Origin of the sequence: Nannocystis punicea (assembly GCF_026965555.1) — a bacterium.
Classification (GTDB): Bacteria; Myxococcota_A; Polyangia; order Nannocystales; family Nannocystaceae; genus Nannocystis; species Nannocystis punicea.
The window spans coordinates 1,928,573-1,953,185 of the sequence record NZ_CP114040.1 but is presented as its reverse complement, the minus strand read 5'-3'; the positions used below and the strand labels follow the sequence as shown (position 1 = coordinate 1,953,185).

The 24,613-nt window shown below is 71.6% G+C and carries 18 protein-coding genes; 10 read left to right on the top strand and 8 right to left on the bottom strand.

Annotation, left to right across the window (positions count from 1 at the left end):
• The first annotated feature begins 46 nt into the window (after window positions 1–46).
• Entirely contained in the window at window positions 47–871 is an 825-nt protein-coding gene (locus O0S08_RS07605; protein ID WP_269038358.1) for a hypothetical protein, read from the top strand.
• Between the two features lie 8 nt (window positions 872–879).
• Here the strand turns inward: O0S08_RS07605 and O0S08_RS07600 are convergent, their stop codons facing one another.
• Complete coding sequence (locus O0S08_RS07600; RefSeq protein ID WP_269038357.1) at window positions 880–4,086, bottom strand: hybrid sensor histidine kinase/response regulator; 3,207 nt, start codon at window positions 4,084–4,086, stop codon at window positions 880–882.
• A gap of 221 nt (window positions 4,087–4,307) precedes the next feature.
• Between O0S08_RS07600 and O0S08_RS07595 the strand changes: the two genes are divergently transcribed.
• Together O0S08_RS07595 and O0S08_RS07590 are read left to right on the top strand one after the other, a co-directional pair.
• Window positions 4,308–5,201 (top strand): SIR2 family protein, encoded by an 894-nt coding sequence (locus O0S08_RS07595; RefSeq protein WP_269038356.1) that lies wholly within the window; start codon window positions 4,308–4,310, stop codon window positions 5,199–5,201.
• Window positions 5,202–5,215: 14 nt separating this feature from the next.
• Entirely contained in the window at window positions 5,216–7,531 is a 2,316-nt protein-coding gene (locus O0S08_RS07590) for an nSTAND1 domain-containing NTPase (protein WP_269038355.1), read from the top strand.
• Between the two features lie 145 nt (window positions 7,532–7,676).
• On the opposite strand, the gene O0S08_RS07585 is transcribed toward O0S08_RS07590, so the two are convergent.
• Complete coding sequence (locus O0S08_RS07585; protein WP_269038354.1) at window positions 7,677–8,093, bottom strand: hypothetical protein; 417 nt, start codon at window positions 8,091–8,093, stop codon at window positions 7,677–7,679.
• Between the two features lie 170 nt (window positions 8,094–8,263).
• Here O0S08_RS07585 and O0S08_RS07580 point away from each other — a divergent pair, with 170 nt between their 5' ends.
• Window positions 8,264–9,013 (top strand): glutathione S-transferase family protein, encoded by a 750-nt coding sequence (locus tag O0S08_RS07580; RefSeq protein ID WP_269038353.1) that lies wholly within the window; start codon window positions 8,264–8,266, stop codon window positions 9,011–9,013.
• Window positions 9,014–9,107: 94 nt separating this feature from the next.
• Here the strand turns inward: O0S08_RS07580 and O0S08_RS07575 are convergent, their stop codons facing one another.
• From O0S08_RS07575 to O0S08_RS07560, 4 genes are all read right to left on the bottom strand, one after another.
• On the bottom strand, window positions 9,108–9,629 hold the full coding sequence (locus O0S08_RS07575) for a hypothetical protein (RefSeq protein WP_269038352.1): 522 nt from the start codon (window positions 9,627–9,629) through the stop codon (window positions 9,108–9,110).
• Between the two features lie 971 nt (window positions 9,630–10,600).
• Window positions 10,601–11,596 carry an ADYC domain-containing protein gene (locus O0S08_RS07570; protein WP_269038351.1) on the bottom strand — a complete coding sequence of 332 codons (996 nt, stop codon included), beginning with the start codon at window positions 11,594–11,596 and terminating at the stop codon, window positions 10,601–10,603.
• A 135-nt stretch (window positions 11,597–11,731) separates the two neighbouring features.
• Entirely contained in the window at window positions 11,732–15,085 is a 3,354-nt protein-coding gene (locus O0S08_RS07565; RefSeq protein ID WP_269038350.1) for a serine/threonine-protein kinase, read from the bottom strand.
• A gap of 933 nt (window positions 15,086–16,018) precedes the next feature.
• On the bottom strand, window positions 16,019–16,192 hold the full coding sequence (locus O0S08_RS07560; RefSeq protein WP_269038349.1) for a hypothetical protein: 174 nt from the start codon (window positions 16,190–16,192) through the stop codon (window positions 16,019–16,021).
• Between the two features lie 19 nt (window positions 16,193–16,211).
• Between O0S08_RS07560 and O0S08_RS07555 the strand changes: the two genes are divergently transcribed.
• Together O0S08_RS07555 and O0S08_RS07550 are read left to right on the top strand one after the other, a co-directional pair.
• On the top strand, window positions 16,212–16,949 hold the full coding sequence (locus O0S08_RS07555; protein ID WP_269038348.1) for a hypothetical protein: 738 nt from the start codon (window positions 16,212–16,214) through the stop codon (window positions 16,947–16,949).
• Window positions 16,950–17,067: 118 nt separating this feature from the next.
• Window positions 17,068–18,444, top strand: a complete 1,377-nt coding sequence (locus O0S08_RS07550; protein ID WP_269038347.1) for an OmpA family protein — start codon at window positions 17,068–17,070, stop codon at window positions 18,442–18,444.
• 233 nt (window positions 18,445–18,677) lie between these two features.
• On the opposite strand, the gene O0S08_RS07545 is transcribed toward O0S08_RS07550, so the two are convergent.
• Window positions 18,678–19,349 (bottom strand): hypothetical protein, encoded by a 672-nt coding sequence (locus O0S08_RS07545; protein WP_269038346.1) that lies wholly within the window; start codon window positions 19,347–19,349, stop codon window positions 18,678–18,680.
• 848 nt (window positions 19,350–20,197) lie between these two features.
• Window positions 20,198–20,836 (bottom strand): hypothetical protein, encoded by a 639-nt coding sequence (locus O0S08_RS07540; RefSeq protein WP_269038345.1) that lies wholly within the window; start codon window positions 20,834–20,836, stop codon window positions 20,198–20,200.
• An 830-nt stretch (window positions 20,837–21,666) separates the two neighbouring features.
• Between O0S08_RS07540 and O0S08_RS07535 the strand changes: the two genes are divergently transcribed.
• From O0S08_RS07535 to O0S08_RS07520, 4 genes are all read left to right on the top strand, one after another.
• Window positions 21,667–22,077: a hypothetical protein gene (locus O0S08_RS07535; RefSeq protein WP_269038344.1), complete on the top strand. Its 411-nt coding sequence runs from the start codon at window positions 21,667–21,669 to the stop codon at window positions 22,075–22,077.
• Window positions 22,078–22,704: 627 nt separating this feature from the next.
• Window positions 22,705–23,310, top strand: a complete 606-nt coding sequence (locus tag O0S08_RS07530; RefSeq protein ID WP_269038343.1) for an RNA polymerase sigma factor — start codon at window positions 22,705–22,707, stop codon at window positions 23,308–23,310.
• Window positions 23,288–23,551, top strand: coding sequence for a hypothetical protein (locus O0S08_RS07525; RefSeq protein ID WP_269038342.1), 264 nt, complete (start codon window positions 23,288–23,290; stop codon window positions 23,549–23,551). Before O0S08_RS07530 ends, O0S08_RS07525 begins: the two co-directional genes overlap by 23 nt.
• Window positions 23,551–24,393, top strand: a complete 843-nt coding sequence (locus O0S08_RS07520) for a mechanosensitive ion channel family protein (protein WP_269038341.1) — start codon at window positions 23,551–23,553, stop codon at window positions 24,391–24,393. The genes O0S08_RS07525 and O0S08_RS07520 overlap by 1 nt, the downstream gene beginning before the upstream one ends.
• Window positions 24,394–24,613: the final 220 nt, after the last annotated feature.

Here is a 24,613-nt window from a genome sequence, read left to right as displayed (position 1 = left end):
CCCATCATCCATAGAACTTACGACCCCCTCGAAAAATAACACTACCATGCAGACCCTCCCCCGCATCCTCGTCATCCTCCCCGCCCTGCTCGCATTCGGCTGCCTCGCGCCGAAGGGAGATCTCGGGCAATACACCGACTCTGACGGCACCACCGACGGCACCGGGCCCGACTCCGGCACCACCGCCGCCTCGGCCGGCGACAGCGACAGCGGCCCGGACGACGGCCCGCCGGAGTGCGTCGAGCCGGCGGACCCGACCGAGGAATTGGCGGGGTTCACCTTCACGCCCGCGCTGGCCGGCGACAGCGAGGGCTTCGCCGGCGATTGCCAGGTGACCGCGATCGAGGTGCTGCCCGAGGGCGCGAAGGTCGAGCTCGGCTGCGGCGAGCAGGTAGTGGAGATCGACCTGCTGCTCGACGAGCCGCTGACTCAATTCGCGGTCGGCGATCCGCTGGTGCTCGACTACCGCGTGCAGATGTCGTTCGGCACCAGCGACTGGTTCACCCTGCGCCGGCCCGCCCCCGACGGCACCCTGTTGCTCGGCGCTCTCAAGGCCGAGGCGCTGGCGCCCCCGGGCAGCGACGACTTCTTCGCCCCGCTGAGCCTCGTCCCGCAGGAGGGCCTGTGCCCGACGGCGATCACCTGCGACGACATGGACGAGCCGATCGCCGTCGAGGTCACCCACGGCGACGACGTGGCCCTGGTGTTCCCCACGCGCTCGGCGGCGATCGGCGACGCGACCTACCGCGTCGGCGTCACAGTCGCCCGCAAGCACCACGACGAGGTGTCCGACGGCCAGGGCGGCGTCTGCCAGTCGTTCGACATCCCCGAATACTTCTACCGCCTGATGTTCCACCACCTCGGCGATTGATCGCCGGGTCAGCGCCCGTCGCGACCGGCGAGCTCGCAGATCGCAGTGACCAGGTCGAACGGCTCGCACGGCTTGCCGAGGTGCTTCTGATAGCCGGCCAGCAGCGCCCGCGTGCGGTCCTCGAGCCGCGCGTAGGCGGTCAGCGCCAGCGCCGGCGTGCGCCCGCCGTCGCTGGTGGGCCGCTGACGGAGCCGGCGCATCCAGTCGTAGCCGTCCTCGCCGGGCATGGCGATGTCGGACACGATCACGTCGGGCCGCTGCTGGGTGACGAGCGACAGCGCCTGCTCGCCGTTCTCGGCGGTCAGCACGACCGCGCCGGTCGGCTGCAGGAACGCGGCGACCAGCTCGCGCGCGTCGCGTTCGTCGTCGACGATGAGGATCTTCAGCCCGCGCAGGTCGGCCTCGCGCGGCATCGCGTCGCCGACGGCCGCGCCGGTGGCGGCGCCGTGGGCGAACGCGCTGACGCGGCTGGCCTGGGTGGCGCGGGTCGGCAGGCGGACCACGAATTCGGCGCCCGCGCCGACCCCGTCGCTGTGGGCCGTGATCGTCCCGCCGTGGCCCTCGACCAGGTGACGCACGATCGCCAGGCCGAGGCCGAGGCCGCCGTGCTGGCGCGTGGTGCCCGAGTCCTCCTGGCGGAACTTGTCGAAGATGTGCGGCAGGAACTCGTTCCCGATCCCGCGGCCCGTGTCCTTGACGGTGACCACCACCTGGCTGCGCCCGGTCAGCTCGAGGGTCAGGTCGACCTTGCCGCCGCGCTCGGTGAACTTGACCGCGTTGCTCAGCAGGTTCCACAGGATCTGCTGCACCCGCTCGGCGTCGCAGACCAGCGGGATCACCGGCGGCTCGGGCCAGAACGACAGGCGCACGCCCTTCGCCTCGGCGGCCGGGCGGACGATGTCGAGCGCGGCCTCGGCGATCTGGACCAGCTCGGCCGGGCCGACCCGCAGCTGCAGCTTGCCGGTGATGATGCGTGTGGTGTCGAGCAGGTCCTTGATCAGCCCCGCCTGCGCCGACGCGTTGCGGTCGATGGCGTCGATCGCCTTCTGCCGCTGCTCCTCGCTCAGCCCCGTCCGCCGGAGCACCCGCGACCAGCCGAGGATCGCCTGCAGGGGCGTGCGCAGCTCGTGCGACACGACCGCGAGGAACTCGTCCTTGGCGCGGTTGGCCGCGTCGACGCGGGCGCGCTCGCGGCGGGACAGCTCGAGCAGCCGCGCGTTGTCGAGGGCCAGGGCGATCCGGCGCCCGAGCTCCTCGGCCAGCGCCAGGTCGTGGTTGTCGTAGAGGCGCCCCGAGCCCTTCCACGTGCCGACCGACAGGGTGCCGAGGATCGCCCCCTGGACCGGCAACGGCACCACCGCCGATGACCGCACCGCCAGCGCCGCCAGCGCCTCGTGGTGCTCCAGGTCGCGGGCGATCGAAGGCAGGATCGCGTCGCTCTCGGGCACGAACAGCGAGCGCCCGCTCGCCATCACCCGCGCGTAGGTGTGCTCGCCGTCGCGGTCGTGCGGCAGCCGGCCCTGCGCGGCCACGTAGGCGCGCAGGCGCGTCTGCATCGCCGGGTCGATGTGGGCCACCGCCGGGACCGCGAACGAGCCGTCGTCGCGGCGCAGATGGATCACGCACCAGTCGCCGAAGCTCGGCACCACCAGGTCGACCACCCGCGCCAGCGTGGCGTCACCGTCGAGCGACTCGGCCAGCACGCGCCCGGCCTCGGCCAGCAGCGCCATCGCCTCCTCGGCCCGCTTGCGGTCGGTGATGTCGAGCACCGTCTCGACGATGCCCTCGATGTTGCCCTCGAGCACCCACGGGTAGTAGCTGACGAGGAAGTGCCCCGGCAGCCCGTGGCGCTGCGGCAGCATCACCGACACCTCGACGTCGCTGATCGACTCGCCGCGGTCGCGCACCCGCTCGAGCATCGGCTCGATCAGCGGCGCCACCCACGGCACCACGTCGGCCAGCCGCTGGCCGACGTGGACCTCGACCGGCAGGTCGTTGATCGCCGCCAGGGAGCGGTTGATCCGGCGGTAGCGGAGGTCGCGGTCGAACACCGCGAAGCCGATCTGCGCGCCGTCGAGGATCGCCGTCAGCTCGGTCTCGGCGCGCCGGTGCTCGGTGACGTCGAACATCGACGCGACCATCCGCGTCGGCCGGCCGCCGGGGTCGCGGGCGATCCAGCCGCGGTCGAGCACGCGGACGAAGCTGCCGTCGCTGCGGGCGAACCGGTACTCCTCGGTCCAGCGCTCGGCGCCGTCCTTGATCGCCCGCTCGACCCCGGCGGCGACCCGCGCGCGGTCGTCGACGTGGATCCGAGCCAGCCACCAATTCATGTCGTCCTCGACCTCCTCGGCGCGGTAGCCGAAGCGGGTCGTGATCGCGTCGTTCCACCGGGTCTCGCCGGTCTTCACGTCCCAGTCGCGCAGCGCCTCGTTGGTGGCGTGGTTGACCAGCTCGTAGCCCTGCTCGGCCCGCACGCGCTGGGTCAGCTCGAGCACCGTCGCCGCCACGCCGGTGACCACCCCGCGCGTGCGCACCGGGTAGAAGCACACGTACCACATGCGTTCGCCGTACAGCGTGAAGTGGTCGCTGGCGTACGGCACCCCGGTGCGCAGCACCTGGGCCAGCAGCGGCATCGTCGCCGCCAGGTGCGGCGAGATCTCGGCCGGCGTCCGGCCCAGATGCGACTCCGGCGGCGCCCCGTTGAGGACCGCCAGCGCCCGGTTGACCCGCACGTAGCGCAGCTCGCGGTCGAGCAGCGCCAGCCCGACCGACGCCCCCTCGAACAGCGCGTCGAGCTGCGCCCGCACCTCGTCGTCGCCGTGGAACGCCATCAGCGCCGAGGCCAGCTCCGGGCTCGGGCCGACGCGCTGGCGGGTCGCGTGGATGTCGGTCGCCGTGCCTACCCACCGCTCGACCCGCCCTGCCGGCAGGTGGACCGGCTCGACGCGGGCGCGGTGCCACCGGAGGTCGCCGTCGCGGCGCCGGGCCCGGATCTCGCACTCATAGGGTTCTCCCTTGCCGAGGGCCTCGGCGTGGCGAGCGGCCAGCGCTTGCAGGTCGTCAGGGTGGATCACCCTGGCCATCACCTCGACCGGGGGGAGCCGCTCGGGCACGCCGGCGTAGCGGAACCAGGCGGTGTTGACGAATTCGAGGTCCCCGGCGCCGCTGCGGACCCAGAGCAGGTGCGGCACGGCGTCGCCGAAGCGGCGCAGCACACCTGTATTTTGAGGCAGGTCCGACGCCGGTGGGGGTCCAGCGGCCCCCGCTCGCGGCGGATCTCCCGAATCGCGCTGCACCGGCCAACCGTAGCACGAACGCCCCGCCGCCCGGCCGCAGGCGGAGGTCGCGGCGCCCTCGGCGGCCCGAGGCCCGTGGGGCCGGCAGGGGACTCGCGGCGCCGCGAGCGTCCGTGTACCGTTGGCGCGGGAGCCGAAGCATGCCCTCGCAGTTGACCGACGCCGAATGGAGCCAGCTTCTGTCGCGGATCGAGCGGGGCGAGTGCACGCCCTTCCTCGGGCCCGGCGTCGCCCTCGGTCGACTGCCGCTGCCGGGCGACCTGGCGATGCGGTGGGCCGACGAGCAGCAGTACCCGCTCGAGGACCGCTGGAACCTGCCGCGCGTCGCCCAGTACCTCGAGCTCGAGAAGGGCCCCCGGTGGCTGCGCGAGGAGCTGGCCAAGGCGCTGGCCGACGCGGCCGCGCCCGAGCCCGGCGACGCGCTCGAGCTGCTCGCCGAGCTGCCGTTCACCACGTACATCACCACCGGCTACGACGACCTGCTCGCGCAGGCGCTGCGGGCCGCGGTGGTCCGCCGCGACGAGCGACGCACGCCGCGGAAGCCGCGCCTCGACTTCTGCCGCTGGCACGAGACCCTGCGCTCCGGCGCGTTGCCGACCCCGTTCGAGGCCGACCCGCACTACCAGCCCTCGACGGACGAGCCGTTCGTGTTCCACCTGCTCGGCCAGGCCGCCTTCCCGCAGTCGCTGGTGCTGACGGAGACCGACCACTACGACCTGTTCGTCGCCACCGCGCGCCACCCGAACATCGTGCCGCCGTCGGTGCACCGGGCCCTGCGCGGCGGGCCGCTGCTGTTCATCGGCCAGCCGCTGACCGACGCCAACTTCCGCGCCCTCGCCCGCAGCCTCGGCGGCGCCGACTACCGCGGCCTGCAAGAGGGCACGCTCTCGGTCCACGTCCGCCCCGAGGGCAACGACGCTGCGATCCGCTACCTCGAGCGTCACTTCGGCGAGCAGCGCATCAAGCTGTACTGGGGGACACCTCGCGAGTTCTTGCAGGAGCTGCGCGAGCGCTGGCTCCGCGACCACGAATAGCGCCCCGGAGGTCCATGTCCGCACCCAAATCAGGCCCGCAGAGCCCCTTCCCCGGACCCCGCCCCTACGAGGCCGGCGAGCGCGACCGCTTCCACGGCCGCGCCGGCGAGCGCCGCGACCTCGCGGCCCTGGTGGTCGCCAACCGCCTCACCGTGCTCTACGGCCCGACCGGCGCCGGCAAGACCTCGCTGCTGGCCGCGGGCCTGGTGCCCGAGCTCGAGCGCGCCGGCTTCATGGTCATGCCGATCGCGCGCCCCGGCGGCCTCCTGCCCCCGGGCACCAACCCGATCCACCTGCGCAACATCTACAGCGCCAACGTGCTGATGCACTGGCACCACGGCGACCTCGACGGCGTCGTCAAGCACACGATCACCTCGTACCTCGAGGCGATGCAAGACCCGCGGCCCGAGCGGCCGCTGGCGATCGTCATCGATCAATTCGAGGATCTCTTCACGACTCACACCACGCAGTGGGAGCAGCGCGAGGCGTTCCTGCGCGAGCTGGTCGAGTGCCTCGCCAAGCCCGAGCGCGGGGTCGAGGAGCGGCCGGTGCGGATCTGCCTGGCGATCCGCGAGGAGGAGCTGGCCGAGCTCGAGCGCTACGCGGCGCTGCTCCCCGACCTGCTGCGCGTCCGCTTCCGCCTCGACCCGCTGCGCCGCCCGGCCGCGCTCGAGGTCCTGACCCGCGCCGCCGGCGGCGTGTTCTCGCAGCAGGACGCCGAGAAGATCGCCACCGACCTGGCCCACCGGCGCGTCCGCACCTTCGGCAAGCTCGCGCTGGTCCCGAGCGAGTTCGTCGAGCCGATGCAGCTGCAGCTCGCGTGCGACGAGAAGTGGCGCCGCGGCGGCCGCAGCGGCCCGATGGCCAAGCCGCGCGACCCCGACGAGGCGCTGGTCCGCTACGTCGACACTGCGATCGCCCGCGCCCGCACCGGCTGGGGCGCGGAGGCGCGGATCCGCCGCTTCATCGGCGACAAGCTGCTCACCCCCGAGGGGGCCCGCAGCGCCGTGGTCCGCGGCAAGCGCAGCACCGGCGGCCTGAGCAACAAGCTGGTCGACCGCCTCGAGCAGGAGCGGCTCCTCCGCGCCGAGGAGCGCCTCGGCGCCCGCTGGTACGAGCTCGCCCACGACCGCCTGCTCGAGCCGATGCGCCTGTCCAACGCGGCATGGTTCGAGAGCCAGCGCCGCCGCCGCCGCGCCCGCCGCGTCGCCCTGATCCTGCTGCTGCTCGCCGGCCTCGGCGTCGCCGGTTATTTCGCCGCCCAGTGGGCCCTCGCCACCTACCACGGCCTCGAGGGCGAGAAGACCGGGGTCGAGGCCGAGCTCGCGGCCGCCAGCCACACCCGCGAGGACCTCGAGCAGTCCCTGGCCAGGGCCGAGGGCGCCCTCACCGTCGAGCGCCTGCGGGCCCAGGCCCGCGCCCTCGACGTCGACCTCGTCGGCCTCGCCGACGACGTCCAGGCGATGCGCGGCGTGGTCGCCGACATGGCCCGCTTCAGCCCGCGCGGCCGCGACAGCGAGCCCGCCGACCTGACCAACTTCGTCGCCGTCGCCGCCGAGCTGCCCGGCCTCGGCGCCCGCCTCACCGGCCTGGTCCAGCGCCACGCCGAGCTCACCGCCGAGCTGGCCGCCGCCGCCGCCGCCAAGCCCGTGGTCGAGGCTGACCTCAAGGCCCTGTCCAAAGAGACAGCCTCTCGCGGCCCCGAGCTCGAGCGCTTGCGGGCCGACCTCGACGCCGTCGGCGCCGAGCAGACGCGCCAGCGGGTGCGCGTGCTGGCCGAGGTCGCCGGCTTCGAGGCCCCGCAGCGCGGCGGCAACGGCGACGCGCGGGCGCGCGAGATGGCCCGCCAGCTGTGGCGCGACGCCTTCGTGCTGCTGCAGCGCGGCAGCACCGAGGACGCGCGCGGCCGGTTCGAGCGGGCCCACCTGCGCGACGCGACGAACGCCCCGGCGTGGGACATGATCGGGCGGATCGCCCAGACCACCGGCGACCTCAAGCTGGCCGAGCAGTCGTACCGCAAGGCCCTGAGCCAGGCGTCCGACTACGGCCCCAGCCTCGGCAGCATGGCCTCGCTCTACCTCACCAAGGAATGGTTCCTCGACGCCGAGCGCTGCGCCCGCGAAGCCCTGGCCGCCCAGCCCGACCTGCTCAGCGCCCGCATCGTCCTCCGCGCCGTCCAGCAGCGCCGCCAGGTCGAGACCGAGAGCGACGAGGAGGGCCTGAGCCCCAAGAACCCGTGCGTCCGCGCCGCCGCAGCGCCCGCGACTGCCAGCAATCCGCCCGCGAGCCCCACGCCCGCGAACCCCGAGCCCGCCAAGCCCGCCGAGTGAGCTCGGCGGCTGCTCGCCTCCGCGGCGGCGATCGGACCCCCAGTCCGGCGCCGCCTCGGATCGCCTCGCTCGCCGCCGACTCGGCTGGTGTCACGATTCAGCCCTCGCCACCGTCGATCGAATCACCCCTGGTGCAGCGGCTCGGCTACGGGCCGGGCTCGCCGCGCCCTCCGCCGTCACTCTCGGCGTAGCGCGCGAAGAGATGCGCACCGACCCATTCGTCGTCCTCTTCGTACGCGTCGAACACCTCCGCTGCCAGGGACAGGGCGTAAGGGTCGCCCGAAGCCAGTGCGTCCTCCGCAGCGCGCAGGACCTCCGGCCAGCGAAGGGTGCGCATGCAATAGGCGATCAACCATTCCGGCGATGGCCGTTCGCCCACAAGCATGTCAATAAAGCACCGGGCGAACTCCGGCCGCTCGCCCGGGTTGTCTTGAATGAGCTCGAGAATCGCCGACAGGCCGCTCTCCATGGTCCCGGCCACGAGCGGCGAGTCCGGGAACTGATCAAAAAGATCCTGGACGAGCCGCTCGAACTTCGCAATGGCCATATTCGCCGAAGTCATGGATTCTCGCGCCTCCTCGCGGTCGACTCGGATCGATGAGATGCTCGATGGGACAGGTCCATGAAGACAGGTCGTCCCGCCGGGCTCGAAGGCGTCGCCTCGCGCGCCGCCTGCGTCGTTCGGACGCACCGGCGGTGGGAAGCCGGCCGCGAGGGTGATACCACACGCGCGTGGTCGCCACCCTCGTGCAACTCGACATCTCGCCGTGGTCCGAGCGGGCCCGATGGGCCTTCGATCACCACGGCCTCGCCTACACCACGGTCGAGCACGTCCCCGTGATCGGCGAGCGCAAGCTCCGGCGGCTGGTCGGGCGACGCGACGGGCCGGCGACCGTGCCGGTGCTGATCGACGGCGACGCCGTGATCGCCGACTCGTGGGACATCGCGCGCCACGCCGAGCGGATCGGGTCGGGCGCGCCGCTGTTCCCCGAGGGCCGGCTCGACGAGGTCCGCCGCTGGAACGACGTCGCCGACGCGGCGATGCGGAGCGGGCGAGCGCTCGCCGTCGCCGCCACGCTGCGCGACCCCGCGGCGCTCGACGAATCGATGCCGCCGCAGATGCCGGGCTGGGTCCGGCGTCTGCTCCGGCCGATCAATCGCCAGGCCATGCGTTGGTTCGCGCGCAAGTACGGGCTCTCGCTCGCAGACCTCGCCCCCCACGAGGCCCGGCAGCGCGAGGGCTTCGACGCCTTGCGGGCCGGACTCACCGCCAGCGCGCCCTACCTGCTCGGGAGCTTCAGCTACGCCGACATCGCCGCAGCGACGCTCCTGCAGGGCGTCCAGCCGGTCGCCGACGAGTACCTCCCGCTCGGCCCGGCGACGCGCGCCGGATGGACGCAGCCCGCGCTCGCGCGCGAGTACGCCGACCTGCTGAAGTGGCGCGACGAGCTCTACCGAAAGCATCGCCGACGCTCGACCTGAGCGGGCCTCGCGAGCGACTCGATCGCTGCGATCACCGTCAACGCGAATGCTCGACGACCGCGAGTTCACGCCCGGCACCCTTGTCGCGCGAACTTTAGCGCACGAACCTGCCGAGCAATGCGCCGACCAGCGCCCCCGAGCCGAGCACCAAGCCGAAGCCGACGTCGCCCCAGAAGTTCGGGCGACCGCCGCCGAACAGGGGCCCGACCATCAGCACGAACTCGATGCCCAGGATGAACCCGCTCGCCAGGGCGAAGCCGCGGCTCGGTCGGGCCGCCGCCGCCGCGACCACCCCGCAGCCGGCGGCGAGGGCCGCGAACACCAGCACGATGATGCCCTCGTGGACGTCGCGGAACCAATCGGTGCGGTCGGAGAGCATACGAAAGGTCCCCAGCCCGGCCACGAATGCGAGCACCCCGCCGACCAGCCCCCGCGCGGTGCGCCACGGCCAGCCCGCGGCGCCCCGCTCGAACAGGCCGCCCGCCGCGAGCGCCAACACCGGCAACGAGAGCAGCGCCACCAGCAAGTCACCCTCGAGGCCCTCGCCGGCGATGACGGCGAGGATGAGCACGATCGCGGCCAAAAACCCGAGAGTGAGCGCGCGCGGGATCGACATGGAGCGCCGAGCTTAGGCCAATCCTGCGACCCGCCACAAGGCCGCCTCCGCCTCCGCGGGGCCGCTCGCTGCAGCAAAGCGCGACCTCCGGGGCCGAACCCGCGCCATTCCCCGAGGGGTGGCTGCGCGGGCATCTGTCCGCCCCGACCAGGCCCTTGCGACCTCGGCCGTACGCCGCACCCGTCACGCATCCCCGGTCGACGGGCGAATCCTCGCAGGGCTCGCGCCGGCGGCCCACGAGGACTCGCGCGACCGGCCTGTCCGCGTAGTTGCGCCACCGGCCGAGCCGGATTGGTCGCGTACACCGGAGCTGTGGGCGCGCGCCACCGCTGCCATGGACGCGCTCACGGACGGCCACCCTCGCGCCGTCGAACTGCTGTATCGGGCCGCGCTCCAGCACTGGTCCGGCGAGCAGCAGACCGAGGCCTACCTGGTCCGCGCCGAGGCCCTCGCCGCGCGCCGGCAGTCCGGCGATCTGCGAGCCGCGTATGCATCCCTGGTTCGAGAGACCCTGCGATTGAAAGTCGGCTACTCGTTCGCTCCCTACGAGTCGGGGCCGAACCCGCGCCATTCCCCGAGCGGGATGGCTGCGCGGGCATCTGTCCGCCCGGCGAGGACCCTCGCGACCTCGGCCGCACGCCGCACCCGTCACGCGTCCCCGGGCGACGGGCGAATGCTCGCAGGAATTGCGTCGACCGGTCGGCGCTCGCGGGGCTCGAATGGCAGCACTCGCGTCGTCACGCGCCGCCCGAAGAACACGTTCTAACGCCCGTGGTTTCACGCCCCGGGCGCATCGATGATCCTCTCACTGGGAGGACCGTCGCGACCTCGGCAGTACGCCGTCCCCTTTCCCGCGCAGTCGGGCGGCGGACGAATGCTCGCAGGAATTGCGTCGACGCGCTCGCCATGCGCGAATGGCAGCACTCGCTGCGCAACGCGCCGCCCGAAGAACACGTTCCACTGCCCGGCCTTCACGCCTCCGGGACGTACGTGACCCACTCGCCCTCTGCCAGCGAGAACTCGTCGCACGCGGGCAGGTCGCAGGCCACCGCGGCCTCGGCGAGGCGCTGGGCCTCGAGGCAGAGCGCCCCGCCGGCGGACCAGACCGCCTCGATCGCGCCGAGCTCGCCGGCGCTCACCACCGTGCCGGCCGCGTTCTCCCAGTGGAGGGGGGTGCCGTTCTCGGTGTAGCTATGGCCCGTACCGCAGTAATCGGCGGTGATCATGCGGAGCGTCGCCTGGCGCTGGGCGAGGGTGGCCGGGTGGCCGGCCCCGTCGAAGTCGGACTGCGGGCCGTAGTTCATCAATTGCAGCTTCGCCGCCGCCGAGCCGGCGCACGCGAACGTCAGCCAGCGCGGCTTGTCGGGCTGGATCGTCTTCGTCTCGAGGTCGTAGGTCTCCCCGCCGATCACGGTGACCGCGCTGGTGAGGACGTCGAGCAGATCGCCGGTGCACACATTGCGTACACCGGAGAGCACGTTCAGGTCGGGGTACACCAGAGTATAGGTGGACACCTGCGGCGCGCCCTCGGCCCACGAATCGATCTTCTGGTGCCCTAGCACCGTGATCGGCAGCGGCAGCAGCGAGCCGGACTGCGCGACCAGGATCGTCGCGCCGATCAATTGATTCCCGCGCAGCGTGATCCCCGACTGCGAGCGGGCCACCAGCGCGCCCTTCTCGACGTCGAGCGCGAATTTCTGCAGGCTTAGCAGCCCCAGCGCCGGCGGCACGAAACCGACGATCCGCACGCCGTCGGCGTTTGCGAGGCCGTCGAGGTTGAGCTCGCGGATCGGCCGGCCGTTGACCTCCGCGGAGTTGAACCCGCAGCGCCACACCGGGCAGGTGGTCGAGCCGTCGCGCGCCGCGATCGCCTCGTCCCCCCAATCCGCGTCGGACGGCCCCTCGACGCATCCGCCGAAGAAGAGACATACACCCGTGATTACGACCGAAAATCCCCGATTTCGCATGACCACTCCCCGCCGCGCCCGAAGCCGTGACACTATCCGCGGCGCCGAACGCCGTCAAGAACAATGTGATGATCCGATTTGCTGTAATGAATCCACCTGCAACCACCGCTCGCACCTTGAGCGATGATTCGCCGATCAGCGGCCGCGGGCTTTCGCGCGGAGGCCCTCGATCGCCGCCACGCGCCAGGCGAACGCGTCGCCCGCCCCGCGGAACCACTGCTCGGCCGCGTCGAGCTCGACGAGCGCGCGCTGCCCGTCGGCCTCGTCCTGGCTCGCCAGCAGCAAACTCGCCAGCTCCACGCGGGCCCGCGCGAGCAGCCGCGGCAGCGACATGTCGCGCGCCAGCGAGGCGCCGGTGACCGACGCGAGGCCTGCGACCGCGTCGGCCAGGTGCTCGCGCGCCTCGGCCACCTCGTCCTGGGCGGCGAGGTTGAGGCCGAGGCACAGGTGCAGCTCCGCCTGCTGGACCGCCAGCCACCATTCGCCGCTCGCGCCCGACGGGGCGAAGGCGGCCCGCAGCGCCGCGATCTCGTCGCCCGCGGGCCCGAGGCGGAGCGCCGCGTAGCCGCGGATCAACGCCAGCTCCGCGCGCGTCATCGCGGCGTCCTCGGGCGCCAACCGACGGACCAGCGCCACCGCCTCGCGCCAGGCCGAGCGGGCCGGCGCCAGCTCGCCCGCCTCCTCGTGGCGCTGGCCGAGGTGGGCCAGGCACATCGCCCGCTGGGCCGGACGGTCGGCGGCGAATCGCTCGAGCACCGAACAGCCGCGCTCCAGCACCTCCGCGGCCATCCGCGGGTCGGTGAGCGAGACGCTGGCGACGATCCGGATCACCGCGCTGTGCGGGTGGGCCGGCCCGAGCTCGGTCTCGAAGATCTCGAGCGCTCGCAGCACCAGTGTCTCGCGCTCGGCCGCGCCGGAGACCACCAGCGCCAGGTTGCTCAGCGTGAAGCCGACGTCGACGTGGCGCGGGCCCAGGGCGGCCATCCGCACCGCCAGCGCCTCGCGCAGGGTCACCTCCGCCTGGTGCAGGTCGCCGATGGCCAGCAGCGCCGAGCCCATGCTGTTCAGCACCAGGCCCGACAGGCGCGGCGGGCCCTGCAGGCGGGCCGCGAATTCGCGGGCCAGGGCGATGTCCTCGCGCGTCTGCTCGGCCTGACCGATCTCGCGGCTGCGCCGGTGGATCCGCAGCGCCAACGCCTCGAGCGCAGTCTCGTCGACCTTCGCCCCGAAGGCCGTCAAATAGGCGCGGGTCAGCAGCGCCTCGTCCTCGGCCCAGCGGCTGTTCATGTGAATCGTCAGGCGGGCGCGGGCGAGCAGCGCCTCCGCCAGCGCCGGCCGCGAGCTGCGGGCCTCTGCGCTGGCCACCACCTCCTCCGCCAGCTCGATCGCCGCCACCTCGCGACCGGCGCGGTCGAGCGCGCCGACCCGCTCGAGCCGCGCCCGCTGCTCGGCCAGCGCCGCCCGCTGCTCCGGATCTTCGGGCAGCGGCGCCTCGCTGGCCAGCGCGCGCAGGTCGGCGCAATCGTCGACCGGCGGCACGCCGCGGATGATCTCGAGCCCGCGCGCCGCAACCTCGCCGTCGGCCGCGCGCAGCACCGCGATCGCCTCGCGCAGACCGGCCTTGCGCTGGGCCAGGCACACCATTCGCTGGTCGAGCAGCACCTCCGAATTCTCGCCGCGGCGGTGGGCCAGGCACGCCTCTTTGTGCGCGCTCATCCACCCGCCCGCGTAGCTGTCGAGCGCCGCCGCGACCGGCGGCCACAGCTCCATCGAGTGATACGGGCCGAGGCCTGCGAATCGGCGATCGATCTCCTCGCGCTCGCGCGCGCCCCAGATCGCCGCGATCTCCTGGCCCGAACCATTGCACGTCTCGTCGACCGGCGGCGCCGGCTTGGCCGCCAAATAGCCGCCCGCGCCGGCCAGGAGCGCCGCCAGGCTCGCCGCGACCAGCGTCGGCCGCACGCGCGTGCGGCTGCGGTCGAGGGCCCGCAGCAGCTCCTCCATCGCAGGCCAGCGCGCCTCCGGCTCGACCCGCAGGCCGCGGGCGACCACCGCCAGCAACCACGCCGGCACGTGGGCGCCTGCCGGCGGCGCCCGTACCTCGCCGTAGCCGACCGACAGCGCGATGCTCTGCGTCGTCTCGCCGGCGAACGGGCGCTGGCCGTAGAGCGCCTCGTAGAGGGCCACGCAAAAGCTGAATTGATCGGAGGCCGCGCCGACGGCCTCGGCGCGGAACTGTTCCGGCGACATGTACGCGGGCGTACCGACGAATTCGCGGCCGACCCACAGCGGCAATTCGGCGCCTGACCCCGCGCGCAGGTTGGGCTCGATGCGGGTGGTCGTGCTGGCACACAGGCCGAAGTCGAGCACGCGCACGCGGCCGTCCTCGCCGAGGATCGCGTTGGCCGGCTTGAAGTCGCGGTGGACCAGCCCGGCCGCGTGCGCGGCGGCCAGGCCCGCGCCGGCCTGGCGGTACACGCTCACCACTTCTTGCCAGCTGCGGGCGCGCTCCTCGGAAAAGGCCTGCAGCGTCTTGCCGCGGATGAATTCCATGGCGAGGAACACGTCCTGCCGGTGCATCCCGACGTCGTGGACCACCACCACGTTGGGATGCGACAGTCGGGCCATCGCCTGGGCCTCGCGCAGCAGGCGGGCGTTGCCGCGGGCCGAGCTGTCCTGGCTGCGGGTGTGCAGGATCTTCAGCGCGATCTTGCGGTCGAGCTCGGGGTCGTAGGCCGAATAGACCACCCCCATCGCCCCGCTGCCGAGCCGCTCGAGCACCGTGAAGCGGCCGATCGTCTCACCCGGCTGGACGGCGACGATTCGCGGCGTCACCCGCACCGTCTGGCCCGACTGCGTGCTCACCGTGCTGTGGGTCGGGGCGGCCGCGCGGACCAGCGCCGCGCCCTCGCGCAGCAGCGCCCGCGTCGACTCGGCCCGTCGCGTCAGCCCCGCGGGGTCCGGCTCGCTCTCGGCCGCGTCGAGCCATACCTCTTTATCTCGCTCCACTGCCAGCGTACGCGCCAGCGCGTCGAGCAGGTCGCCCCATCCGTCGGTGTCGGACACCGCCACACGGGGCGGCCCGGCAGCCAGCCCGCGACGGAGGGCGCGGCGGATCCGTCGCAGCGTGGTGATCCCGACCCGCTGCCACGGCACGTGCCGCAGCCACCCGCGCACCAGCGCGACGTCGTCGGGATCGTCGAGCGCCTCGAGCAGCCGCGCCGCGTGCTCGCGGATCGTCGCCTCGTTCGACGCGTCCAGGGAGGTCACCCCGGCCGCGCTGATGCGGATGAGCGCGGCGATCGCCGCGAGCACGGTGACCTCGTCGGCCGCGCGCGTCAGCTCCGAACCGGCCTGGACCAGCAGGTCGCGCGACTCGCAGGGCGCGGACTTGCGCGCGAGGATCCGCGCCGCCAAATCGAGGCGGTGCAGATCGAGCTCCGGGAAATGATCCCAGGCGCCGGGAATCGGGCGGTGAGGTGAATCCACGGCGACTTGGTCCGGCGGCCTTCCGGAGTCTTACAAGACGCGCTCCAACCGATCAAGCGACCGCCGGTCAGCGCCGAGAATCTCCACATTAACTCGCGTGCAGACGAATTTCAGCGGCCGCGATCGCCTCGTCTCGATGGAACACGTTCTCAAGTCCAATTGAACGTCGTTATTCGGCAATGCGAAGCGGCCGACGGTGAACTCCGATTCATCTGTCCCGACGGCCCCGACGCGTCGTCGCGCCCTCGTGTCGGACAATTCAACACCGCCGCCGGTCTCTGGCCGCGCCGGCTCATTGCGGGCAACGGTCGCCCGTCCGCACATCGGTCCGCGCCGCCGCGGACGCGGACACGACCCCGTCGGACCCGCCGCGCGCTCGCTCCCGCGCTCCTCGCATATAACGATTGTCGAGAGTTTGTCCGGGCCGTGAATGCTTCGACTCCTCGGATTCGCTTGATCTCTGCTGCAGAGTCCGCTTCGTCGATTCGCCCGACGGCGATCGTCTCTCATCAGTGAAATGATAACATCGTTAGCGAGAAACAATTCATGCTGCGATGTGTGCCGTGGCGCGGATACTGGCAGAGTCCCCTACCGGACGAGCTCACCCGGCGCCTCTCTCGGAGATCGCCGCATCTTGCGCCGCCGGGTAGGAAGCGGCCGCCGGAGCGGCGCTGGCCGTAACGATCGGGCCCGCTTCGATCGCCGCGAATCGCGGGAATCTCCGCCGCTTGTGGCGCGCCGCACAACTGCGGACCGGCTGCGATGTCGGCTTTGGATTGGCGCTTGACCGAGGATCTGAGCCATGAGAGGGTCGCACGCGAAATGGTGAGAGGCGCCGCCCCTGTGTGCGACGCCGGGGGAGGATCGGAGTATGTACAAACGGCGAAATGAACTACGCAGATGTGCTTTGGCCGCCTCGCTGATGTTCGGGGGTTACGCCTGCAACAGTGACCAATTGATCGACTCCGGCGCCAGCGATACTGCGTCGGACTCGGCCGGCTCCGCCGGCCCCGCGTCCGCCACCGAGACCGCGAGCGCGAGCGCGAGCGCCAGCGCGACCGTGTCCGCCTCCGCCACGGACAGCAGCCAGAGCGGCTCCGAGTCCAATTCGGACTCTCAAGGCACCGTGCCCACCGAAGGGCAGATCTCCGCGACCGACTCCGTCGGCACCGATTCGGTCACGGACTCCAACGGTCCGGCCAGCAATTCCAACACGGACTCCGTCGGCACCGTCAGCGACTCCGTCGGCACCGTCAGCGACTCCAACGGCACAGACTCCGTCGGCACTGTCAGCGACTCCAACGGCACAGACTCCGTCGGCACCGTCAGCGACACTGTCGGCACCATGGGCACCGTCAGCGACACTGTCGGCACCATGGGCACCATCAGCGACTCCGTCGGCACCGACTCCGTCGGCACCATGGGCACCGTCAGCGACAGCAACGGCACCGATTCCGTCGGCACCGCCAGCGACAGCAACGGCACCGATTCCGTCGGCACCGTCAGCGACAGCAACGGCACCGATTCCGTCGGCACCGTCAGCGACAGCAACGGCACCGACTCCATGGGTACTGTCAGCGACAGTGACACCGCCGGCCTGTGCGAGCCCGCGCCGGGCGACAGCAACTGCGACGCCTGCCTCAAGGCCAACTGCTGCGACGCCTGGATCGAGTGCAACGAGGACGCCGACTGTCTGTGCCTGCTGGGCTGCGCGGAGATGGGCGGGAACGCGGTCACCTGCAGCCTGCAGTGCAACATCACCCTGGTCACCCTCCTCAACACGGTCAACAACGTCCTCGGCGAATGCGGCCTGCTCGGCGAATGCGGCCTGGCCGTGTGCCCGATCTTCGGGTTCGTGCTCTGACCTCGTCGCCGCGCCCTGCGGCCTGGACCGAGCGGAGCTCGACCGCCGCCTGTGCGGTCGAGCCCGTCGGAAGCTCGGACATCGCTGTGAAACCACGTCGATTCGAAGGAGAACGGCATTGAAGACGACACGCAGGGTCACGCTCCTCGCCGCGCTCGTGGTGGCCGGCGCCCCGATGACCGAGGCCGGCGCGGCCGAGAAGGCCAAGGAGGCCGGGGATTCGGCGATCCGTCGGTTCCGGCCCGAGCGCAACACCGCCGAGCTCGGCATCTTCCTCGGCCTGGCAGTATTCGCGCGCTACCACGATTTCTACGACCCCGCGACCGCCCCGCAGGAGCCGCTGCGCCGACCCTCGTTCGAGGGCGGCGTGCGGGCGGCCTACTTCCCGCTGAGCTTCCTCGGCGCGGAGCTCGAGTTCGGCGCCTTGCCGGTCACCTACGACCCCGGCGGCAGCGCCTTCCTCTACGCCTTCCGCGGCCACGCGATCCTGCAATTGCCGTTCTTCCGCGTGGTGCCGTTCCTGCTCGGCGGCTACGGCCTCATGGGCCTGCGCTCGAAGCCCGAGGTCGCCGGCAGGGACATCGACCCGATCGGCCATTACGGCGCCGGCGTGAAGTTCCACGTCAATCGCCTGCTCGCGCTGCGCCTCGACGTCCGCCACCTCATCGCCGCCCAGGCCGCGCAGCAGGGCGACGGCACCAGCCACCTCGAGGTCCTCGCCGGCGCCTCGCTCACCCTCGGGCGCAAGAAACCCGCGCGTCCGGTCGAGAAGGTCGACCCGGACCGCGACCGCGACGGTGTGCTCAATGACGCCGACCGCTGCCCGGACGAGCCCGGCGACCTGCCCGACGGCTGCCCCGACCGCGACTCCGACGGCGACGGCATCTTCGACTCGAAGGACCGCTGTCCGACCGTCCCCGGCGTCGAACCCGACGGCTGTCCGCCGCCCGACCGCGACCGCGACGGCTTCCTCGACCCCGACGACAAGTGCCCCGAGGAGCCCGGCGTCGCCCCCGATGGTTGCCCGATCCGCGACAGCGATGGCGACAAGATCCTCGACCCCGACGACAGGTGCGTCGATCAGCCCGAGACCCGCAACGGCTTCGAGGACACCGACGGTTGCCCCGACGAGCTGCCCGCCGCCGTCACCCGCTTCACCGGCGTGATCAAGGGCATCTACTTCGACCTCGGCAAGGCCACCATCAAGCCGAAATCGAAGCAGACGATGGAAGGCACGGTGCAGGTGCTCAAGGACTTCCCCGATCTCCGCGTCGAGATCGTCGGCCACACCGACAACACCGGCTCGCGCGAGGTCAACGTCGAGCTGTCGCGCCGGCGCGCCGAGGCGGTCCGCGACTACCTCGTCGCCGCGGGCATCGCCGCCGAGCGCCTGCGGATCCGCGGCGCCGGGCCCGACGAGCCGATCGCCGACAACAAGACCGCGAAGGGCCGCGCGACCAACCGCCGCATCGAGTACAAGCTCCTCACCGACTGATTCGTCGCGCGCGCACGCAGGCCACGCGCGCGCCGGCGAACTCGCCGACGCGCGCCGCGACCTGCAGGTCGGCCTGCAGGACGTACCGGCGCGTCGTCGTCCTTCGAAGCTCCGCACCGCACGAACGCCGGCCCTGGCGCGCCGACGACGACCGCGGCCTTCACCCGTGCATCTCGGCCGCCGGCTCGGACGCTCCGCAGACGCGCGCCGTGGCGAACTCCCGTGTTGTCTCGTCAATCGGCCTGGAAGATCACCCGCTCGAAGTCCTGCGACCCATTGAGGCCCTTGGTGTCGCCGCAGCGATAGCCGGCGTCCATGGTGTTCCCGAGGGTGTGCCAGCACAAGCGCATGTTCGGGTTGGCCTGCGGATTGAAGAAGTCCTCGTCGCACTCGATCCGGTTCACGCTGTCACCCGCGAGCGCGAAGCCCCACGAAAAATCGTCGTTGAAGTACCAGGCGACCCCGTTGGCCTCGTGCTTACCGTTGGCCTGGTCGCCGACGTCGAACAGCACGTCGGCGCGCTCGCCCATCGCCAGCACCTGAAAGTTGGGCGCGCCGACCTGGCGGCAGGCCATGAGGAGCCTGGACCCGGTGCACTCCGTGCCGAGGATCGTCCCGGTGAGATCGAGATCGTGCGCGCCGTAGACGTTCGCGTAGCACTCCTCCCAGCCGACGAGGTTCTCCGCGGGCACTTCCATCTGCGGACCCTCGGCCCAGTACAGCTCCTCGTACTTGTCGTCGTCGTCGTCGTCGTCGTCGTCGTCGTCGTCGTCCTTGTCGTCGTCGTCCTTGTCGTCGTCGTCCTTCGGGTCGTAGTCGTCCTTCGGGTCGTGGTTACAATCGAGATCTTGAATATAGGGGATTGTGCACAATAGGCCGCTCATCACGATCGTGGTGTAGTTCACGGAAGTTCTCTCCGCCGGTGATATCCACCTGGCCCGCTCCAATCTGCGACATGTCGCAGACACGGCAACGACGAGCATTGACGCTGCTCACGTTCCGCAGCGACGATCCGAGGCGCACGGCGTTCCGCGGTCGTCCGTCGGCGCTGCGCCGCGGCGAAGAAAGTCAGCGGCGAGCTACGCTCGCGACCCGAGCTCGCCGGCAAGGACATCGACATCCGCCGTGACGGCGGCGTGAAGTTCCGCGCCAATCGCTGCTCGCCTCGACGTCCGCCGCTCGAGCGCCGCCCAGACCGCGCAGCGGGGCGACGGCCCCAGCCACCTCGAGTGCTCGCCGGCGCCTCGCTCGCGCTCGCGCACGAGCAGCCCGCCCGGCGGTCGAGAAGGTCGACCGGACCGCGCGACCGCGACAGCAGGATCCATGACGAGGCCCCTGCCCGGACGAGGCCGGCGGCCGGCCCGATGGCTGTCCCGACCGCGACGTCGACGGCGACAGCCTCCGCGACTCGCAGGACCGCAGCCCGACAGACCTGATTCGAGTTCGTCGCCCAGCACCGACGACGCCGATTCGCGCGAGGTCGCCGTCGCGCCGCTCCGCTGCGAGCGTGTTCGGCCACGCGCGGCCGAGACACGCGAGCCACCGCGAGCCATCACCCACGTGCGGCACGACTGGCGGACCGGCCTGCAGCAAGCGCTCGCCCTCGGGCCGCGTCGTCGCGCCACATGGACGAGACCCGTATCACGCCCTCGACGATCGCGCCGAGGCGGACGCGGCGTCCGCTCGGAGCATCTCGGGAGCCACCGTGGATGCTCCGACGATATTCGACAGCATGGAGCGTCCAGGTACGTCCTCAATCGGCCTCGAAAATGAACCTCTCGAAGGCATTTGAATCATTGAGCAGATCATCGTCGCCGCAGCGCCAGCCGCCGCGGATCTGGTCCGAGCCGGTGTGCCAACACAGGCGCAGATCCGAGTTGGTCTCCGGGCCATTGCCGACAGAGTCGCACGTCGAACGATTCACGGCGTCACCAGCGGCCGCGAAGCCCCACGAAAAGTCGGCGCTGAAGTACCAGGCGACGCCGTTGGCCTCGTGCGTGCCGTTGGGTTGAGCGCCGGTGTCGAACAGCACGTCGGCGCGCTCGCCCATCGCCAGCAGCTGGAAGGTGTCCGCGCCGACCGGGCGGCAGGCCATCAGGAGCTTGGACCCGGTGCAATCCTGGCCGAGAATGTCCTGGGTGAGGCCGGGCTCGCTCTCGCTGTAGAGATTCGCGAAGCACTCGGACCAGCCGACGAGATCCTCCACGGGCACGTTCACCTGCGGTCCCTCGGCCCAGTACAGCTCGTCCTTGTCGTCGTCGTCCTTGTCGTCGTCGTCCTTGTCGTCGTCGTCCTTGTCGTCGTCGTCCTTCGGGTCGACGTTACAATCGAAATCTTGCTTATACGGGATTGTGCATAGCAGGCCGCTCATCACGATCGTCGTGTAGTTCACTGGAGATTCCTCCTCTGGGGGTGTTCCACCGGGTCGCCCCGAATACGCGACATGTCGCAGACGCGGCAACGACGAGCATTGACCCCGCTCACGCTCCCTCGACGAGAGCGCCGGGGGCCTTGCAAATCCTCCGGCCGGCTCGCGCTGCGGCGGAGCCATTCGTCGGTTCGCTCGCGCGCGGAAGAGCCGGACCATCTCCGCGAGACGGCGCGGCAGGCCTGGTTCGCTCGCTCGGGATCGGTTGCGGCGGAGCCGGTCCGCACCACGAACTGCTCCTCGCCGCGGCGTTGCGAACACTCGCATGGGCTTCGAAGCCGCCGCGGCGAACACACTGGATGCGAGCGCAGTGCTCGGAGCGACGCCCTTGCCTGGCTGCGCGCTGCCGCTCCGCTCCGGAACGACCGCGCCCCGCGAGCTCGGCGCTCCTCCTTCTGCGCGGCCACCCGGCGATGCCGCGGATTTCACCGGGAGCGGCAGAACCGGGCGCTGGGCCCCCTCGTCAGCAGACCTCGGGCGCGCCCGCCTGCAAGCGGTGCGCGTGGGCGGGCGCCCGCCCGCGCCCGCCCACGCGACGCGTGAATTTTTCGTGTGACCCGGACGACTCGGGCCGTGTGCATACGGTAGACGGCTCGACGCTCGTCCCCGGCTCATGCAGCGCCCTCGTTCCTCTCTTCACCGCGACCCCTCGCCCCGGCGACGGGCCGGTCGTCACACCGCCGGGACGAGCGTTGACACACATCCTCGGCGCGCAGCACCCTCGATTTTTCGTGTGACCCGCTCGCCTCGAGCCGTGTGAATACGGCAGACCCTTCGAAGACTGATTTTTGCTCATGAAACGCGCCCTCGCTCCCCTCTTCACCGCTATCCTCCTCTCGGCCACCGCCTGCTCGACGACCGTCCAGGCGCCCACCAGCGCGCCCGCGCTCGGCTCCGACGCCACGATCGTGGCCAAGAAGAACAAGACCGGCACCTACGCGGTGACGCTCGACGTCACCAACCTGGCGCCGCCCTCCCGCCTCGACACCGAGGCCACAACCTTCGTCGTATGGCTCGTGACCGGCGATCTGCCGGCCGTCCGCGCCGGCGCGCTGGCCTACGACGAGGGCGACCGCCGCGGCCAGCTCGAGGCCAGCTCGCCCAGCAAGGCGTTCAGGGTGCTGATCACCCTCGAGAAAGATGCGACCCCCGCGAGCCCCAGCGGCAAGGGGATCCTCACCGCCGACGTGGTCGCCCGCAAGTAATGACATGTCCCTCGGGACATTTGTTGTCCCTTCGGCCGGTGGAATCTCTTTAGATCACTCTGATCATCGCCCGCCGCGGCCGAGACGGCCGCGGCGCCGACGAATCGATCGCCGGTCCTGCCAATGGCGAGGCCCGGACTCGACGCATCGCGTCGAGCCACGACAGGACGTCCCGCGGGCCGTTGGCCTGCGACGGCGTTCGGCATGAATTCCCTGCGGGCCGCGCATCGCGTCCGCCCGCCCGTCGCACCGCCATCACTCGCGCGAGCACCATCCCTCGCGCCGACGAACCGCCGCTCATCTCGAAATGTGGAGACCCGAGCATGTCCATTCACCTCACGTCGCCGCGGAGCACCCCTCTGCGTCCGGGCGACGGGCCCAGCTCCACGCTCGCCCTTGACCCCGACGCCGCACGCGACCTGGGGCGCGAAACCGCGCTCGCCGCCTGTGGCGATACGGGCGCCCCGCTCGCCGTCGACGCGACGGGCGGCGGGCCGGGCGACGGCGGTTCGGCGCGTACCGTCGCGGCGAGGCCCGGCGGGGCGCTGCGTCGCTGGTTCGCAGCATCGCGCGGCCGCCGCGGAGGCAGGCGGAGCGCTTGACATGCCGCGCGCGGAGGGCGAAATCGTGACCGCCGACGGACGCCAGCGCGAGTTCATGACGACCGAGCCCGATGACGCCGCGCTGGTGCGAGAGGCTGCCCAGCGCGGCCTCCCCGGGCAGCTGGCGTTCGAGACCCTCGTCGATCGCCACCAGCACTGGCTGGTCCGCCTCCTGGCCCACTTGCTCGGCAACCAGAGCGACGCCGAGGACGTGGCCCAGGACGCGTTCGTCCGCGCCTTCCTGGCCATCGAGAGCTGTGGCGACGGGGCTCGCTTCCGCGGCTGGCTGCGCGTCATCGCCCGGCGCCTGGCCTTCAATCACCGCCGCGACAGCCGGGCCCGCGCCCGCTACGAGGAGGAGAGCGGCCTGCCCGTGTCGCTCGCCCGCGAGACGATGACGGGCCAGCTCGGCGAGCGCGACCTGCTCAAGCGCGTCCTCGACGAGCTGGCCTACCCCTACCGCGAGATCATGGTGCTGCGATTCGTCGAGGAGCTGCCGCTCAAGGAGATCGCCGAGGTGCTCGAGATCGGCGAATCGGCGGCGAAGATGCGGCTCACGCGGGCGAGGGCCGAGTTTCAGCGCGAGTACGAGAAGAGGGGAGGTCGTCGTGGCGACACCGGACCTGCTTGAGTCGGACTGGATCCACGGCGTCTTCGAGGTGCTGCGCGAGGAGCTCGTGTCGCTCGCGGCCGACTTCGGCGACCGCGTCAAACACGAGATCGACCAGGTCGCAGCGGTCGAGGCCGTGAGGCCGCCCAGCGCGGTCGCCCTGCTCGCATCGGTGGCGGTCGAGACGGGCAACATCGCCGGCTCGCTGCTGACCGCTGCGCCCGCCACTGACGACGACCCACACGACGAGGAGGACGAGTGATGTTCAACGATCTTGCACAAGAGGTCAGCCGGCTGCTCCCGACCGCAGCGCTGTTCGTCGCCGTCGTGATCGGCGGCTTGATCGCGTCGTCGATCGCCAGCAGGACGGCGCGCTGGGCCATCGAGAAGACCGGCCTCGACGCGCTCGCCGAGCGCGCCGGTGCGGCGCGACTCCTGTACGCGATCGGGGTCCGCAAGGGCGTGTCGCACCTCGTCGGCGGGCTCGTGTGGGCCGCCGGTCTGCTCGCCACCGGCGCCGCCGCGGCCGACATCCTCGGCCTCGAGGCGCTGTCGCAGGGCGCCGCGGCGCTGATCGCCTTCTTGCCGCGCCTGGCCGCCGCCGGCCTCGTGCTGTGCGTCGGCGCCGGCATCGCCGGGGTGGTCCGGCGCGCCGCCGTCGGCTTCGGTCAGCGGCGCGGCGACGTCGACCGCCCCGAGCTGCTCGGCAACCTCGCCTACTACGGCGTGATGACCGTGGCGGTGATCGTCGCCAGCGATCAGGCCGGCCTCGAGACCGCGCTGGTCGAGACCCTGCTGATCGTCCTCGCGTCGATCACCGCGGCCGCGATCGCCCTGGCGTTCGCCCTCGGCTCGCGCCATTCGTTCCACAACCTCGTCGCCGGCCACTTCCTCAGCCGCCTGGCCCGCCCGGGCGACACCATCCGCGTCGGCGACGTCGAGGGCGTGGTCATCCGCTACTTCGGCGTGTGCGTGGTCCTCAAGACCGCCGACGGCGAGGTCGCGGTGCCCTGCAAGGTGCTCCTCGATCACAACATCGGCCTGTCGCGCCTCGGCGCCAAGGCCCGCGCCGACCTGGACAACCGGCCGGCCGACGAGACCTGACCTCTCGGACAGGTCGAGAATTCACGCGACGCCGAGCGCGCGTCCCCGCGAAAAACATTCGCAACCAGCGCCGCCCGGCGGCGCAGTCGAGATGGACACGATGGGTGCCGCGACGTCGCGGCGGCCTGGCGACGGCACGCGCCTGCGGCAGAGGTCGCTGGCCGAGGGATCGCGCCGAAGTGCCATCGGATTTTACCCGGGATGAAGAGGTACGATGTCG